Source organism: Pseudomonas sp. ADAK18, from assembly GCF_012935695.1.
In the GTDB taxonomy this organism is placed as follows: Bacteria; Pseudomonadota; Gammaproteobacteria; order Pseudomonadales; family Pseudomonadaceae; genus Aquipseudomonas.
Window position 1 is genome coordinate 4,802,666 of record NZ_CP052859.1, and the last position, 15,833, is coordinate 4,818,498.

Genomic DNA, 15,833 nt, shown 5'->3' on the forward strand with positions numbered 1-15,833 from the left:
TTCACCTTATTCAAACCTGTGCGATCCACTTACGATGGGTATGGATCGACATCAAAACCCCAAACGCTGACATCAATGTGACCAGCGAAGTTCCGCCGTAGCTAATGAATGGCAACGGCACCCCAACCACCGGCAACAGGCCACTGACCATACCGATGTTGACGAAAACATAAACAAAAAACGTCATGGTCAGGCTGCCGGCGAGCAATTTGCCGAACAACGTCTGTGCCTGGGCGGTAATCACCAGGCCGCGACCAATCAATAACAGGTAGATCAGCAACAGTGCGCAAATGCCCACCAGGCCGAACTCTTCCCCCATCACCGCGATAATAAAGTCGGTATGGCTTTCCGGCAAAAAGTCCAGGTGCGACTGGGTGCCCAGCAACCAGCCCTTGCCGAATACGCCGCCAGAACCGATGGCCGCCTTGGACTGGATGATGTTCCAGCCGGTGCCTAACGGGTCACTCTCCGGGTCGAGGAAGGTCAGGATCCGCTGCTTCTGGTAGTCGTGCATGAAAAAGAACCACATGGCCACAGCCACCGGTATCGCCGCCGCCAATACGCTGAGGATCCAGCGCCAGCGCAAGCCGCCCATGAACAGCACGAACGCACCGCCGGCCAGGATCAGCAGCGAGGTGCCAAGGTCCGGCTGGCGCACAATCAGGATAAATGGCACGCCAATCAGGATCAGGCTGATCCCCACGTGCTTGAGCTGCGGCGGCAAGGTGCGCTTGGACAGGTACCAGGCAATGGTCGCCGGCATCAGGATCTTCATGAATTCCGACGGCTGGAAGCGGATCACCCCCGGAATGTTGATCCAGCGTGTCGCGCCCATGGCGTTGTGGCCCATGACGTCCACCACCACCAGCAGCAACACACCCGCCACGTAACCTAACGGAACCCAACGTGCCATGAAGCGCGGTTCCAGCTGGGCAATCACCACCATCGACAACAGGCCTAGGCCAAACGAGGACGCCTGCTTGATCAGCAGGTCCCAGTTCTTGCCGCTGGCCGAATACAACACGAACAGGCTACCGGCGGCCAATGTCAGCAGCAGGATCAGCAACGGTCCATCAATGTGCAGGCGCTGCAGCAAGGTGGCGCGACGGCGCATCACATCCTCGCTGGAGAGGATGCGGTCAAAATTACTCTTCACGGGCCGTAGCCTCCGCGCTTGAAGGGTTGGCGTACTCAGGCTTGAGTTTGCCGTCCTGGTCCAGCAACCAGGCATCCATGATCTGGCGCACCACTGGCGCAGCCACGCCGGAGCCGGACTCACCGTTCTCGACCATCACCGCCACGGTGATCCTGGGGTTGTCGGCCGGGGCAAAACCAACGAACAAGGCGTGGTCACGATGGCGCTCCTGAACCTTGGAACGGTCGTACTTCTCACCCTGCTTGATCGCCACTACCTGGGCGGTACCGCTCTTGCCGGCAATCCGGTACTGCGAGCCGGCCGCCGCCTTGCGCGCAGTACCCCGCGCGCCGTGCATCACTTGCTGCATGCCGTGGTTGACCTTGTTCCAGTCGGACGGATCGCGCAGGACAATGTCCGGAATCGGGTTTTCATCGACCGGTTTTTCGCCCTCGATGGTCTTCGCCAAGTGTGGGCGGTTCCATTTGCCTTTGCTGGCCACCAGTGCCGTCGCCTGGGCCAGTTGCAGCGGAGTGGCCTGCATATAGCCCTGGCCAATCCCGAGGATCAGGGTTTCACCCGGGAACCAGGCCTGACGACGAGTGGCGCGCTTCCATTCACGGGAAGGCATCAGGCCGGGAGACTCTTCAAACATGTCCAAGGACACTTTCTGACCGAGGCCGAACTTGCCCATGTAGGTCGACAAACGATCAATCCCCAACTTGTGGGCCAGGTCATAGAAGTAGGTGTCGTTGGACCGCATGATCGCCGTGTCCAGGTCCACATAACCGTCACCGGTACGGTTCCAGTTACGGTACTTGTGATCGTAGTTGGGCAGCATGTAGTAACCGGGGTCGAATACCCGACTGGACGCCGTGATAACACCGGAATCCAGGCCGGCAATTGCCACCGCAGGCTTGATGGTCGAACCCGGTGGATACAGGCCGCGCAGCACCCGGTTGAACAGCGGCCGGTCAATGGAATCGCGCAGCTCGGCGTAAGCCTTGAAGCTGATCCCGGTCACAAACAGATTCGGGTCGAAGCTCGGCTGACTGACCATCGCCAGGACTTCGCCAGTGCTCGGATCCAGCGCCACCACCGCGCCACGGCGACCGCCCAAGGCCATCTCCGCCGCTTCCTGCAACTTGATATCCAGGCTCAGGACAATGTCCTTGCCGGGAATCGGGTCGGTGCGCTTGAGCACCCGCAGTACCCGGCCGCGGGCGTTGGTTTCAACTTCTTCGTAACCCACTTGGCCATGCAGCTCCGGCTCGTAGAAGCGCTCGATGCCGGTCTTGCCGATATGATGGGTGCCGCTGTAATTGACCGGATCGAGGGTCTTGAGCTCTTTCTCGTTGATCCGCCCCATATAGCCGACAGAGTGGGCAAAGTGCGCGCCTTGCGGGTAGTGACGCACCAACTGCGCAACCACTTCAACACCCGGTAAACGGAATTGGTTCACCGCAATTCGGGCGATCTGCTCTTCGGTCAGCTCAAACAGGATCGGCACCGGCTCAAACGGACGGCGCCCCTGTTTCATACGCTTTTCGAAGATCGCCCGGTCTTCCGGGGTCAGCTGCAGCACTTCGACAATGACATCGAGGACCTGCTGCCAGTCGCCGGAACGCTCGCGGGTCATGCTCAGGCTGAAACTGGGCCGGTTATCCGCTACCACCACGCCATTGCGGTCGAAAATCAGGCCACGGGTCGGCGGAATCGGCTGCACGTGCACCCGGTTATTTTCCGACAATGTGGAGTGATAGTCGTACTGGATCACCTGCAGGAAATACAGGCGGGCGATCAACACCCCCAGCAGTACCACCACCAGAATAGCGCCGAACACGACCCGACCGCGCACCAGACGTGCGTCTTTCTCGTGGTCCTTGATGCGGATCGGCTGGGTCATCAGGCAGGGCGCAGACTATTTGTGGTAAGGGTGCCCGGACAGAACTGTCCAGGCGCGATACAGCTGTTCACCGATCAGAATCCGCACCAGCGGATGTGGCAGCGTCAGGGGCGACAGCGACCAGCGCTGATCGGCCCGTGCACACACTTCCGGCGCCAGCCCTTCGGGGCCGCCGACCATGAAGTTCACTGTGCGCGAATCCAGGCGCCAGCGATCCAGTTCCACCGCCAACTGCTCGGTGCTCCACGGTTTGCCATGCACTTCCAGGGTGACAATCCGCTCGTTGGGGCCGACCTTGGCCAACATGGCCTCGCCTTCCTGACGGATAAAGCGCGCCACATCGGCGTTCTTGCCCCGGGTATTGAGCGGTATTTCCACCAGTTCCAGTGCCAGCTCCGAGGGCAGACGCTTGGCATATTCGTGCCAGCCTTCTTCCACCCACTTGGGCATGCGTGAACCAACAGCGATCAGACGCAGGCGCACAGCCGTTCCTTATTCCTGGTCTTTGTTGAGCTTAGTGAAGTGCTCGTGCTGGCCTTCAGGGCTGTGGTGCTTGCCATCGGCGGCACGGCTCTGCTCGGCACCTTTCCACAGGCGCTCCAGGTCATAGAACTGGCGAGCATTGGAGGTCATCATGTGAACGATCACGTCGTCCAGGTCCAGCAGCACCCAATCACTGTCGCCCTTGCCTTCTTCACCCATAGGCTTGACGCCCTTTTCTTTGACCATCTCGCGGACCTTGTCCAGCATCGCGCCGATCTGGCGGTTGGACGTACCGGTAGCGATGATCATGTAGTCAGTGATGCTCTGCTTATCGCGGACATCGATGACCAACACGTCCTGCGCCTTGACGTCTTCCAGGGCAGCTACAGCAATCTTGACCAGCTCTTCGCCTTTGAGGGGCTCGCCGCTGAGTACTTTTTCCGGCAACGGAGCGCTCTTGAACGTGCCTTTGCGCTTAACTTTGCTTACGTCTTTGTTCGTCATATAAAACTCGTTTTACTCGTATGTTCGGGCGCTTCAATACACGTCTATTCGTGCCTTCAAGCGCGCCTTTTCAGTTCGACGCACGGTAAAGCCCGTGCGCATCGATGTAGGCCAGGACCGCGTCAGGCACCAGGAAACGTACCGACTTCCCGCTGGCCAGCAGTTGACGGATCTGGGTGGCAGACACCGCAAGCGGCGTCTGCCAGACGAATGCAATATTCCCGCTCGGCCCGGTCAGAGCCTGCGGGTCACTTACCGAGCGCGCTGCCAGCAGGTTGCGCAAGGCATCCGGCGGTTCGCTGTCGGCATCCGGGCGTTGCAGCACCAGGATGTGGCAATGCTGGAGCAATTCTTCCCAGCGGTGCCAAGTGGGCAGGCCGCAAAATGCGTCCCAGCCCAAAAGTAGAAACAACTGGTCATCCGCAGCCAGTTCGGCGCGCATCAGTTCCAGGGTGTCAACAGTGTAGGACGGTTTGTCGCGCTTGAGCTCGCGGTCGTCCACCACCAACGGTGCAATGCCGGCCACAGCGAGGCGCACCATTTCCAGGCGCTGCTGCGGTGACACCTGCGGTGTGTCCCGATGAGGCGGCCGGGCATTGGGTGCTAGGCGTAGCTCATCCAGTGCGAGGGCGTCCGCGACTTCCAGCGCACTGCGCAAATGGCCAATGTGCACGGGGTCGAAGGTACCGCCGAGCAGCCCGATGCGTTTACCCATCAAGTGCGCACATGACCGTCACCGAACACCACGTACTTCTCGCTGGTCAGGCCTTCAAGGCCAACCGGGCCACGTGCGTGGAGCTTGTCGGTGGAAATGCCGATCTCGGCGCCCAAGCCGTATTCAAAGCCGTCGGCAAAGCGCGTCGAGGCGTTGACCATCACCGAAGCGGAATCCACTTCGTTGAGGAAACGCCGGGCATCGCTGAAGTGCTCGGTGACGATGGCGTCAGTGTGCTTGGAGCCGTAGGTGTTGATGTGTTCGATGGCCTGATCCAGGTCGTCGACGATGCGGATCGACAGGATCGGCGCCGTGTACTCGGTGTACCAGTCTTGCTCGGTGGCTTCGATCACATCGCTACCGAGGATCGCCCGGGTACGCTCGCAGCCACGCAGCTCGACGCCCTTGTCGCGATAGATGGCAGCCAGCGGCGGCAGCACGCGATCGGCAATGCCGACGTGCACCAGCAGGGTTTCCATGGTGTTGCACGGCGCGTAGCGGTGAGTCTTGGCGTTGTCGGCAATGCGAATGGCCTTGTCGAGGTCGGCAGCCACGTCGATGAATACATGGCAGACGCCGTCCAAGTGCTTGATGACTGGCACCTTGGCATCACGACTGACCCGTTCGATCAGGCCTTTGCCACCGCGCGGGACGATCACGTCAACGAACTCGGGCATGGTGATCAGCGCGCCAACGGCAGCGCGGTCGGTGGTTTCCACCACTTGCACCACTTCGGCCGGCAAATCAGCCACGGCCAAGCCCTGCTGGATGCAGACAGCGATGGCACGGTTGGAGTTGATCGCCTCGGAACCGCCACGCAGGATCGTGGCGTTGCCGGACTTGAGGCACAGGCTCGCGGCGTCGATGGTCACGTTCGGCCGCGACTCATAGATGATGCCGATCACGCCCAACGGCACGCGCATCTTGCCGACCTGGATACCCGACGGCAGGTAGCGCATGTCGCGGATTTCACCGACGGGGTCAGGCAGCTTGGCCACCTGACGCAAACCTTCGATCATGTCGTCGATGCGGGCCGGCGTCAGCGCCAGGCGGTCCAGTAGTGCTGGTTCCAGGCCATTGGCCCGACCGTTGGCCAGGTCCAGCTCGTTGGCAACCGTCAGCTCGGAGCGCGAAGCATCCAGAGCATCGGCGGCAGCCAGCAGGGCACGGTTCTTCTGCGCGGTGCTCGCACGGGCGATCAACCGCGAGGCCTGACGGGCAGCGCGACCCAGGCGGGTCATGTAGTCAAGAACGGACTCAGTCATGGTCTGGTGGGGTCTTGGCAAAGAGGAAAGCGGCAGATTATAGCTGTCGCGCAGTCCTACGGACAGCGGTGAGGGGCGGATGGTCGAAATGAACTGTAAATACTCGACGTTCAGCAGGAATTAAGGCTGGAGTTGTTATCATCCTGTCACATTTAGCCGCTCTTACCTTGATCACCATGTCCAGCTTTTCGCCCCTGATCCCCGCCAACGCCCTGCCCGACGGCTTTTTCGACCGTGACGCGCAACTGCTTGCCTGTGATTTGCTGGGAAAAGTGATCCGTCACCGTGTGGGCGATTTGTGGCTATCGGCACGAATTATTGAAACCGAAGCCTATTACGTGGCCGAAAAAGGCAGCCATGCCTCACTTGGCTACACGGAAAAGCGTAAGGCTTTGTTTCTGGATGGCGGCCACATCTATATGTACTACGCCCGTGGCGGCGACTCGCTGAACTTCAGTGCCCAAGGGCCAGGCAACGCTGTGTTAATCAAATCGGCCTATCCGTGGGTTGACGAACTGTCCGGGCCGGCCAGTTTGGCGCAGATGCTGCTGAACAACCCGGACGCCAGTGGCCGCCCCCGTCCCTCCCAGAAGCTGTGTGCCGGGCAGACCCTGCTGTGCAAGGCACTGGGCCTGAAAGTACCGATGTGGGACGCCAAGCGCTTCGATCAAGAACTGTTGTTCGTCGAGGACGTAGGCCAATCACCTGCGCAAATCATCCAGACCACCCGCCTGGGCATCCCCAGTGGCCGAGATGAACACCTGATGTACCGATTCGTCGATGCCAGCTACGCGCCCTACTGCACACGGAACCCGCTGCGTCGGGGCCAAGTCGAAGGACGCGACTATTTTTTGCTTTGAAATAACCGAACCGGCCACGCGCGCCACACACCAATGGAGTTGATTGTATGGGCCCATGGCTCGATAGCATTACCGGCTGGCTGACCCTGAACCCGCAATGGCTGGCCGTGGCGGTGTTTATCGTGGCGTTCGTGGAGTGCCTGGCCATCGCCGGCCTGATCGTGCCCGGCACGGTGTTGCTGTTCGCCATCGCCGCGCTGGCTGGCAGCGGCGCGCTGTCGTTGGGGGAAACCTTGTTACTGGGATTCCTCGGCGGACTGCTGGGCGATGGGGTTTCCTACTACCTGGGGCGCCATTTCCACCAGAACATCCGTCGCTTGCCCGGCCTGCGCCATCATCCCGAATGGATGAGCGGTGCCGAGACCTACTTTCATAAATACGGGATCGCCAGCCTGCTGGTGGGACGTTTTATCGGACCGCTGCGGCCGATGCTGCCGATGGTCGCCGGCATGTGCGACATGCCGTTCCCGCGCTTCGCTGCCGTCAGCCTGCTGGCCGGCGCCGGTTGGGCGGTGGTCTATCTGCTACCCGGCTGGGCCACGGGTGCGGCATTCCGCCTGCCATTGCCCGAAGGTTTCTGGCCTGAGGCCGGGATTGTCGCCGCCTGCCTCGCCGTATTCGTAGGCCTGAGCCTCAACAGCAGCCTGCGCGGACATCGACGGGCAACCCTGTTGATCGGCTGCCTCAGCGGGGCGTTGTTGATCGCGCTATTTATCGGCTATCCGTACCTGAACCATTTTGACCAAGGGCTGATGGCCCTGGTCCAGGAACACCGCAGCCCGGTGATGGACCAGGCCATGGTGATGGTCACCCAGCTCGGCGAATTCAAGAAGATGTTCGTGGCGAGTGCCGTGCTGACCGGCCTGCTGGTGCTGTTGCGGCAATGGCGCCAAGCGATTTTCGTCGGAGCCACACTGTTGGGCGCAGCGTTGGTCAACACCGGAACCAAGCTGTTTTTTGCGCGGATGCGCCCGGAGGTGCTGAGCGACCCATTGACCAGCTACAGCATGCCCAGCGGCCACGCCTCCGGTTCATTTGCGTTTTTCCTGGCCCTGGCAGTACTGGCCGGACGTGGTCAACCCACCCGCTTGCGTCTGACCTGGTTATTGCTCGGCGCCATCCCTGCCGCGAGCATTGCCCTGTCCCGGGTGTACCTCGGCGCCCATTGGCCGACAGACATCCTGGCTGGCACCCTGCTGGCGATGACGGCCTGTGCTTTCAGCCTGACCCTGAGCCAGCACAAAAGTGTATTGCCGCCCATGGCACCGAAGGTCTGGTGGCTGATCTTGCCGGCGTGCGTCCTGGTGCTCGGCATCATTGCCTTTACCGGCACCGCCCATGCACTGCTCAGGTACGCCTACTGATCTAGGCCGGCCCGATCCAGTCGACAGGCGAGCCGCGCCGCTCAATGCATCGCTCACGCCGCTCCAACAACATTTCATCAGCAATTTCGGCGGCACGCTCGGCGATGTACTCCGGGCCCCGCTGATTACCCTGCTGAATCACTTGCGCCGTGACACTGACAAAAAAAGCATCCCAGACCGCCTGCTCCGATGGTGATAGTCGAATCATGTTCGTCCCCTGATCCTGGTTAGGTGATTGCCAACTATTTCAGGCAACACGATCAGAACAACGACGAAAAATCCGAGAACAGTGACGGATAATTCCGAATATCAAGCTCAGGTGAACAGTTCACCTTGCAGTTCATCCAGCAACAGCTGAATCGCATCCAGCCGTTGCTGCGGGTCATCGAGTTGCAGCAGGTCGACCTTGTCGGCCTCGGTGAAGGGCAATAGATACGCAAGCTGATTACCCAACGCTTGCTGGCCATCCGCGTGAGTGCCCATGTCCAGCGAAGCGACCATCGGGTGCTCGGCCAACGCCTGGAGCAGCGCCAACAGGTCAGCGTCCTCCTCCTCCAGCGGTTGCTCCGGCAGTTCTTCCAGCCATTGCACTTCGGCTACCAGCAACTGGTCACGCTGGACACCGGCCTCCCACACGCGAAACCTGCGGCCACCCTCGACCCGAATCCCCAGCAAGCCGTTGTCCTGCTGCTTGAAGTCACGGATCAGCGCTTCACAGCCAATCAGCGCATAACCATCCGGGGCCTGTCCCACTTCCTTGCCGTCGAGGATGCACACCACACCAAAGCTTTCGCCCTTTTTCATGCAGCGGCTGATCATGTCCAGGTAGCGCACCTCGAATATCTGCAGATCAAGGGTGCACCCGGGGAACAGCACGGTATTGAGCGGGAAAAGCGCCAGACTCATAAAGGTTTCCTTAAACCCGACTTAAACAACCAGCGACACGGCCAACGGCAGAAATACCGCCGTGGCCACGCCCATCAAACTCATGGCCAACGCCGCAAAGGCGCCGCACTCTTCACTTTCCTGCAAGGCCACCGAGGTACCGACCGCGTGGGCCGTCATGCCCAGCGCCATGCCCCGCGCCTCAGGGCTGTGGACACCAAGGCGCGACAGATACGCCGGCCCAATCATCGCCCCGATCACACCGGTGATCAGCACAAACACTGCCGCCAACGCTGCCACACCGCCAATCTGTTCAGCCACCAGCATGGCAATCGGCGAGGTCACCGACTTGGGCGCCATGGTCATCAACATCATGTGCTCGGCGCCAAACCACCAACCCAGCAACACACAGAGACCAGTGGCCAAAACACCCCCCACCACCAGCGTAGTAAAAATCGGCCAGAACAACTGGCGAATCCGTCGCAGATTCAAGTAAAGCGGCACCGCCAGGGCCACCGTCGCCGGCCCCAACAGAATGCTCATGATCTCGGTACTCTTGCGATACTCGGCGTAGCTCAGGCCGCAACCGAGCAAGATGCCAATCACCAGCAGCATCGACACCAGCACCGGCTGCAGGAAGACCCAGCGGGTTTTCTCGAAGCCCGCCAACACCAGTTGATAGGCACCCAGGGTGATACCGATGCCGAATAATGGATGATGAATCACAGCGGCCCAGGCACCTTGCCAGTCGAAGGTCATTGGCCCTCCTCCCGACGTGACTGGCGTTTGATCAGCCGCTGCATCAGCACCCCGACAAAGCCCATGGCGATCACCAGAGACAACACCAACGCACCGACGATGGCCCAGAAATCGGCGGCAATGTCCTTGGCATACACCATCACGCCCACGGCCGGCGGCACCAACAGCAACGGCAAATAGCGCAGCAAACTGCTGGCCGCCAGGCTCAGGGGCTCGCCGACTTCGCCGTTCCATATCAGATACGCCAGCATCAGCAGCAGGCCGACGATCGGCCCCGGCAGCACCGGCAAAAACAAGTGATTGATCGCCGTGCCCAGCAATTGAAACAACACCAGCCATGTCAGACCACGTAACAGCATCCGCCCTCTCCCCCAGAAATCACGCCCCGCATTATAAGCACGCCGCTTCTATGGACCGGCATTCGCCAAAAGCATGGTGGGTTGACCGAGCCAAATGCCCATGATGATCTACATTGGTTCTTCAGGGGCCTGCCCCCACACCCGAAAATTATAAAAACCGATGAACCCAAGGAGAGTCGCAATGCCCTCAGTCCCCGTAGCGCAACTCAAAGATTATGTCGGCAAGGAACTGGGACGTTCCGACTGGCTCACCATCGACCAGGAGCGCATCAACCTGTTCGCAGAAGCCACCGGCGATCATCAGTTCATCCATGTCGATCCGGTGAAGGCCGCCCAGACGCCGTTCGGCAGCACCATCGCCCACGGGTTCCTGTCGCTGTCACTGATACCGAAGTTGATAGAAGACATCCTGGTCATGCCCGAGGGCTTGAAGATGGCCGTCAACTACGGCCTGGACACCGTGCGTTTCATCCAGCCGGTCAAGGTCAATTCCAAGGTGCGCCTGGCGGTCACCCTGACCGATGCCACCGAGAAAAAGCCTGGCCAGTGGCTACTTAAAGCGACCTGCACCCTGGAGATCGAAGGTCAGGAAAAACCTGCGTACATTGCCGAGTCGTTGTCACTCTGCTTTGTCTGAGCCTTCCTGCAAATGAGAGGGCTCCCTGTGGCAAGGGGGCTTTCCCCCTCACCACAGCAAGCCCCTCACTACAATTCATGTAAATTTATGTATAGATCTCGTAGCTGCGGCATACTCGGCGCTCAATTATCCGGATCCCGCTATGCGCCCACTCGCTCCCCTTGCTCTTGTCCTGTTGCTCACCGCTTGCGGCGACGGCGAATCGCTGTTGCCGCCCGATGCGCGACTGCCCTACGGCGGTCGTTATCGGGGCGATGTGGTCAACGGTTTGCTGCAAGGCCAGGGTCGGGTGGACTACCCCAATGGCAGTTGGTACGCCGGGCAGTTCGACAAGGGCCAGTGGCATGGCCAGGGCGAATGGCACGGCAGTAATGGCGAGGTCTATAAAGGCCAGTTCCAGCAAGGCCTGTTCGACGGCCAAGGCACACTGACCACGCCGGGCAGCAGCTATGTTGGCGGTTTCAAGCAAGGGCGACGCAACGGCGAAGGTACTCTCAAAGAGGGCCTGATGACCTATCGCGGCGAGTTCAAGGACGACCAGTATTCCGGCCTCGGTCGCCTCGAACTGCCCGACGGCAGTCAATACCAGGGTCAATTCACCCACGGCAAACCCAATGGCGAAGGCCAGCGCAACGACGACAGTGGCAACCAGTTCAGCGGCCACTTCGTCGACGGCCAACTGGAAGGCAACGGTACCTTCAACAGCGCCGACGGCGACATGTACGTCGGCCATTTCAAACAAAACCAGCTCAACGGCAAAGGTCGCTATGAAAACGCCGACGGTGACGTGTGGATCGGCGAATTTAAAGAAGGCGCGCTGAGCGGCAAGGGCGAATTGATCGGTGTCGACGGCAGCCACTACGTCGGCCAGTTCAGCGATTGGCGCTTCACCGGCCAGGGGCGCCTGAACCTCACCGACGGCAGCTTCTACATTGGTGGCTTTGACAGCGACAGTTATCAAGGCAAAGGCACGTTGGTGCTCACCGATGGCACGGTACAAGCAGGGATCTGGGTCAACGGCATGCGCGTGCGCAACGCTGATGGCAAATTGCTGCCTGACGCCCTGGAGGTCGGGATACTGGCCCAGGGCCGCCTACTCGACCAGGCCCTCACCGCGGTGCCTGCGTCCACTCCAGCGGTTGAGCTGTACACCTTGACGCTGGCCGGCGACGGCAAGCAAAGCGTATTCCTGCGCGAAGCCGACTACGTCAGCAACATGCTCTTCACCCGCTTCGGCGCCTACGGCCAGATCCGCCTGGTCAACCACCGCGACCATATTGCCGACCGCCCCATGGCCACGCGGGAAAGCCTGCGCCGCGCGGTACAAACCCTGGCCGAGCGCAGCGGGCCAGAAGACCTGGTGTTCATCTACCTGACCAGCCACGGCACCCACGAGCACGAGCTGGTGCTGGACCAGCCGCGTATGGAGCTGGCCGACCTGCCAGCCGATGAGTTGGCGGCCGTCATGGCGCCGCTGAAAAACCGCGACAAGATCATCGTCATCTCAGCCTGCTACTCCGGCGGTTTCATCCCCACATTGAAAGATGAACACACCCTGATCATGACGGCCTCCCGGGCCGACCGCGTCTCGTTCGGCTGCTCCGAGGAAGCTGACTTCACGTACTTCGGCGACGCCCTGTTCGCCCAGGCCTTCAACCAGACCGACGATTTGCAGCAAGCCTTCAAGCTGGCGCAAATGCATGTCACCGAACGCGAAATGGCGGAGAACTTCGAAGCCTCTGAGCCGCAAATCTGGGCTCCCAAAGGGGTGATCGCCCATTGGCAGCTACTGCGTAAACAACAAGCACGAAAGGCACTGGAAAGCGCCTCTATAAATAGCAAGGAAGCGAAGAGCAACTAAGCTGAAATAGTATCAAGGGGGAAATATCATGTACTTGACGCCTCAGCATATCTTGCTTGCCGGAGCCTCTGGCTTGACCGGGGAACATTTGTTGGACCGCCTGCTCAACGAGCCCACCGTCACGCGTGTGCTCGCGCCCAGCCGTAAACCGCTGGCCGAGCATCCACACCTGGAAAACCCGGTGGGTGATCCGGCGGTGTTCCTGCCGCAACTGAGCGGCCAGGTGGATATCGCCTTCTGCTGCCTGGGCACCACCATCAAGCAAGCCGGTTCCGAAGCAGCCTTTCGCGCGGTGGACCTGGACATGGTGGTGGCCTTTGCCAAGCGCGCACGGGAAATGGGCGCGCGGCACCTGATCGTAATCAGCGCGATTGGCGCCGACCCGAAATCCTCGATTTTCTACAACCGGGTCAAAGGGGAGATGGAACAAGCATTGAAGGCCCAGGACTGGCCGCAACTGACTATCGTCAGGCCTTCTCTGTTGCTGGGGGAACGACTGGAACCACGGCTGGCCGAGCAATTGGCCGGACCGTTATCCCGATTGATCCCCGGCAAATACCGCGGCATCGAAGTGTGCGAACTGGCGCGAGCCATGTGGCGCCTGGCACTGGAAGAGCAGGATGGCGTGCGGGTTGTGGAGTCGGATGAGTTGCGCAAGCTCGGCAAGTGATTTTGCAGTGGGTCGGCTGGCGTCATCGCAGGCAAGCCAGCTCCCACATTTGAATGCATTCACACATTCAAAATGTGGGAGACGGGCTTGCCCGCGATGAGGCCGGCACAAACACCCTCTATGTTGCAGGCTACAACCCACCCGTCGCGTTAAACCCAACTCCCAGCACCGTCAACACCGACAGCGGTAACAGCAGCGTGTCGAGCAAGGCGCTGGCTGGCAGATCAACACCGGGATAGCTCGGCGCCTCGGCACCAAACCGATCCATCGCGCAGCACCCGCCCTGCATTGCATACAGATCCAGCCGCGTCCCGGAGTACACCACCGGCGCGCCGAGTTGCGCCGCATTCAGGGTACGCGCCGTGGCACAACCACCCAGTTGCAGCGCCAGCACTACCATGAGTGCCTTATTCATCGCTGCTCAAATGGTGTTCACCCCAACGCGGCAGCATGTCCTGAGGAATATTCAGCAGGTTGAGAATCCGTGCCACCACAAAATCCACCAGGTCATCGATGGTTTGCGGTTGGTGATAAAAGCCCGGCGACGCCGGCAAGATGGTCACGCCCATGTTGGACAGCTTGAGCATGTGCTCCAGATGGATGCTCGAATACGGCGCCTCGCGCGGCACCAGAATCAGTTGCCGACGCTCCTTCAATGTCACGTCTGCCGCACGCTCGATCAAATTATTGCAGGCGCCCGTGGCAATGGCCGACAACGTCCCGGTGGAACACGGAACTACCACCATCGCCGCCGGCGCGCCGGAGCCCGAGGCCACCGGCGACATCCAGTCTTCCTTGCCATAGACCTTGATCTGCCCCGCCGCCGCACCGGTGTATTCGGTGAGGAAGGCCTGCATCATCTGCACCTTGGCGGGCAGCGCGACGTCGGTCTCGGTGGCCACCACCAGTTGCGCGGCCTTGGAGATCAGAAAGTGCACCTCGCGATCTTCCCGTATCAGGCAATCCAGCAGCCGCAGGCCATAGGGCGCGCCGGACGCGCCGGTCATCGCCAGGGTGACGCGCTCCGGGCCGCTCACTTCAGGGCCTCGGCCAGTTTGCCGTGCAGGCCACCAAAGCCGCCGTTGCTCATGATCACCACGTGGGTGCCGGGCTTGGCCTGGTGTTTCACGTGTTCAATGATGCCTTCCAGCGAATCGCTGACCATCGACGGCACCGTACACAGCGCGGCGATGGCGGGCAGGTCCCAACCGAGGTTGGCTGGCGCATACCAAACCACCTGATCAGCATCGTTCACACTTTCCGGCAGGCCGTCACGGTGCGCGCCAAGCTTCATGGAGTTGGAACGCGGCTCGACAATGGCGATCACTTGAGCATCGCCGACACGCTTGCGCAGGCCATCGAGGGTGGTGGCAATGGCCGTCGGGTGGTGGGCAAAGTCATCGTAGATGGTGATCCCATTCACTTCGGCGACCTTTTCCATACGGCGCTTGACGCTTTTGAACGCGCTCAACGCCGCAATCCCCATGGACGGCACTACGCCAACGTGTCGAGCGGCCGCCAGGGTGACCAAAGCATTGGCGACGTTATGTTGGCCGGTCATGTCCCAATCGACGATGCCTTGGGCAACACCTTCGAACAGCACTTCAAATTTGGAGCCGTCTTCGCTCAGCAACTTGACCTGCCACTGCCCGCCCGCGCCGGTGGTCTGCACTGGGGTCCAGCACCCCATCTCGATCACTCGCTGCAACGCAGGCTCAGTGGTCGGATGGATCACCAGGCCTTCGCTGGGGATGGTACGGACCAAGTGGTGGAATTGCCGCTCGATGGCTGGCAGATCGGGGAAGATGTCGGCGTGATCGTATTCCAGGTTGTTCAGGATCGCCGTGCGCGGGCGGTAATGAACAAATTTCGAACGTTTGTCGAAGAACGCGCTGTCGTATTCATCCGCTTCGATGACGAAGAATGGCGTGTCGCCCAGGCGTGCAGAAACCGAGAAGTTCTGCGGCACACCGCCAATCAGGAAGCCCGGGCTCATGCCCGCATGCTCCAGGACCCAGGCCAGCATACTGCTGGTGGTGGTCTTGCCATGGGTACCGGCCACAGCAAGTACCCAACGACCTTGCAACACATGGTCCGCCAGCCATTGTGGGCCGGACACATAAGGCAGGCCTTTGTTCAGCACGTACTCGACGGCCGGGTTGCCGCGGGTCATGGCATTGCCAATAACGACCAGGTCCGGGGCTGGGTCGAATTGCGCCGGGTCGTAACCCTGTGTCAACTCAATGCCCTGGGCCTGCAACTGCGTGCTCATGGGCGGATAAACGTTGGCATCGGAGCCAGTGACATGATGGCCCAGCTCTTTGGCCAGAACCGCCATCGACCCCATGAAGGTGCCGCAAATACCGAGAATATGAATGTGCATAGTCGACCTCGTAAAACATCGAGGCAGGTTAGCGTAGGGTGGGATAA

At 60.4% G+C, this 15,833-nt stretch carries 18 protein-coding genes; 5 read left to right on the forward strand and 13 right to left on the reverse strand.

Going from position 1 to position 15,833, the window contains the following annotated elements:
- Window positions 1-10: 10 nt before the first annotated feature.
- The 6 genes from rodA to HKK55_RS21735 all read right to left on the reverse strand — a co-directional run bounded on the left by rodA (window position 11) and on the right by HKK55_RS21735 (window position 6,008).
- Window positions 11-1,114 carry a rod shape-determining protein RodA gene (rodA, locus tag HKK55_RS21710; protein ID WP_050547734.1) on the reverse strand — a complete coding sequence of 368 codons (1,104 nt, stop codon included), beginning with the start codon at window positions 1,112-1,114 and terminating at the stop codon, window positions 11-13.
- 31 nt (window positions 1,115-1,145) lie between these two features.
- A complete protein-coding gene (gene mrdA, locus HKK55_RS21715) occupies window positions 1,146-3,041 on the reverse strand; it encodes a penicillin-binding protein 2 (protein WP_169356532.1) in 1,896 nt (631 codons plus the stop codon).
- A 15-nt stretch (window positions 3,042-3,056) separates the two neighbouring features.
- Window positions 3,057-3,524, reverse strand: a complete 468-nt coding sequence (rlmH, locus tag HKK55_RS21720) for a 23S rRNA (pseudouridine(1915)-N(3))-methyltransferase RlmH (protein WP_003185785.1) — start codon at window positions 3,522-3,524, stop codon at window positions 3,057-3,059.
- A gap of 9 nt (window positions 3,525-3,533) precedes the next feature.
- Complete coding sequence (gene rsfS, locus HKK55_RS21725; RefSeq protein ID WP_169356533.1) at window positions 3,534-4,028, reverse strand: ribosome silencing factor; 495 nt, start codon at window positions 4,026-4,028, stop codon at window positions 3,534-3,536.
- Window positions 4,029-4,098: 70 nt separating this feature from the next.
- Complete coding sequence (gene nadD, locus HKK55_RS21730) at window positions 4,099-4,743, reverse strand: nicotinate-nucleotide adenylyltransferase (RefSeq protein ID WP_155585128.1); 645 nt, start codon at window positions 4,741-4,743, stop codon at window positions 4,099-4,101.
- Window positions 4,743-6,008 carry a glutamate-5-semialdehyde dehydrogenase gene (locus HKK55_RS21735; RefSeq protein ID WP_169356534.1) on the reverse strand — a complete coding sequence of 422 codons (1,266 nt, stop codon included), beginning with the start codon at window positions 6,006-6,008 and terminating at the stop codon, window positions 4,743-4,745. The genes nadD and HKK55_RS21735 overlap by 1 nt, the downstream gene beginning before the upstream one ends.
- A 176-nt stretch (window positions 6,009-6,184) precedes the next feature.
- Here HKK55_RS21735 and HKK55_RS21740 point away from each other — a divergent pair, with 176 nt between their 5' ends.
- A complete protein-coding gene (locus tag HKK55_RS21740; RefSeq protein WP_169356535.1) occupies window positions 6,185-6,868 on the forward strand; it encodes a DNA-3-methyladenine glycosylase in 684 nt (227 codons plus the stop codon).
- Between the two features lie 47 nt (window positions 6,869-6,915).
- Entirely contained in the window at window positions 6,916-8,232 is a 1,317-nt protein-coding gene (locus HKK55_RS21745) for a bifunctional DedA family/phosphatase PAP2 family protein (protein ID WP_169356536.1), read from the forward strand.
- A 1-nt stretch (window position 8,233) separates the two neighbouring features.
- On the opposite strand, the gene HKK55_RS21750 is transcribed toward HKK55_RS21745, so the two are convergent.
- The 4 genes from HKK55_RS21750 to HKK55_RS21765 form a co-directional block, all read right to left on the reverse strand.
- A complete protein-coding gene (locus HKK55_RS21750; protein ID WP_169356537.1) occupies window positions 8,234-8,440 on the reverse strand; it encodes a hypothetical protein in 207 nt (68 codons plus the stop codon).
- 107 nt (window positions 8,441-8,547) lie between these two features.
- A complete protein-coding gene (locus HKK55_RS21755) occupies window positions 8,548-9,138 on the reverse strand; it encodes an LON peptidase substrate-binding domain-containing protein (protein WP_169356538.1) in 591 nt (196 codons plus the stop codon).
- A 21-nt stretch (window positions 9,139-9,159) separates the two neighbouring features.
- Window positions 9,160-9,876 carry an LrgB family protein gene (locus tag HKK55_RS21760; RefSeq protein WP_169356539.1) on the reverse strand — a complete coding sequence of 239 codons (717 nt, stop codon included), beginning with the start codon at window positions 9,874-9,876 and terminating at the stop codon, window positions 9,160-9,162.
- Complete coding sequence (locus HKK55_RS21765) at window positions 9,873-10,235, reverse strand: CidA/LrgA family protein (RefSeq protein WP_155585122.1); 363 nt, start codon at window positions 10,233-10,235, stop codon at window positions 9,873-9,875. The genes HKK55_RS21760 and HKK55_RS21765 overlap by 4 nt, the downstream gene beginning before the upstream one ends.
- Before the next feature lie 181 nt (window positions 10,236-10,416).
- Between HKK55_RS21765 and HKK55_RS21770 the strand changes: the two genes are divergently transcribed.
- The 3 genes from HKK55_RS21770 (at window position 10,417) to HKK55_RS21780 (ending at window position 13,403) form a co-directional block, all read left to right on the forward strand.
- Window positions 10,417-10,872: a MaoC family dehydratase gene (locus HKK55_RS21770; RefSeq protein WP_169356540.1), complete on the forward strand. Its 456-nt coding sequence runs from the start codon at window positions 10,417-10,419 to the stop codon at window positions 10,870-10,872.
- A gap of 142 nt (window positions 10,873-11,014) precedes the next feature.
- On the forward strand, window positions 11,015-12,733 hold the full coding sequence (locus tag HKK55_RS21775; RefSeq protein WP_169356541.1) for a C13 family peptidase: 1,719 nt from the start codon (window positions 11,015-11,017) through the stop codon (window positions 12,731-12,733).
- A 28-nt stretch (window positions 12,734-12,761) separates the two neighbouring features.
- A complete protein-coding gene (locus HKK55_RS21780) occupies window positions 12,762-13,403 on the forward strand; it encodes an oxidoreductase (RefSeq protein ID WP_094951237.1) in 642 nt (213 codons plus the stop codon).
- 130 nt (window positions 13,404-13,533) lie between these two features.
- Here the strand turns inward: HKK55_RS21780 and HKK55_RS21785 are convergent, their stop codons facing one another.
- From HKK55_RS21785 to mpl, 3 genes are read right to left on the reverse strand one after another with little or no spacing between them, the layout of a single operon-like run.
- Complete coding sequence (locus HKK55_RS21785) at window positions 13,534-13,818, reverse strand: YceK/YidQ family lipoprotein (protein WP_169356542.1); 285 nt, start codon at window positions 13,816-13,818, stop codon at window positions 13,534-13,536.
- Window positions 13,811-14,440 (reverse strand): flavin prenyltransferase UbiX, encoded by a 630-nt coding sequence (gene ubiX, locus HKK55_RS21790; protein WP_169356543.1) that lies wholly within the window; start codon window positions 14,438-14,440, stop codon window positions 13,811-13,813. The genes HKK55_RS21785 and ubiX overlap by 8 nt, the downstream gene beginning before the upstream one ends.
- Window positions 14,437-15,786, reverse strand: a complete 1,350-nt coding sequence (gene mpl, locus HKK55_RS21795) for a UDP-N-acetylmuramate:L-alanyl-gamma-D-glutamyl-meso-diaminopimelate ligase (protein ID WP_169356544.1) — start codon at window positions 15,784-15,786, stop codon at window positions 14,437-14,439. Before mpl ends, ubiX begins: the two co-directional genes overlap by 4 nt.
- Between the last annotated feature and the right edge of the window lie 47 nt (window positions 15,787-15,833).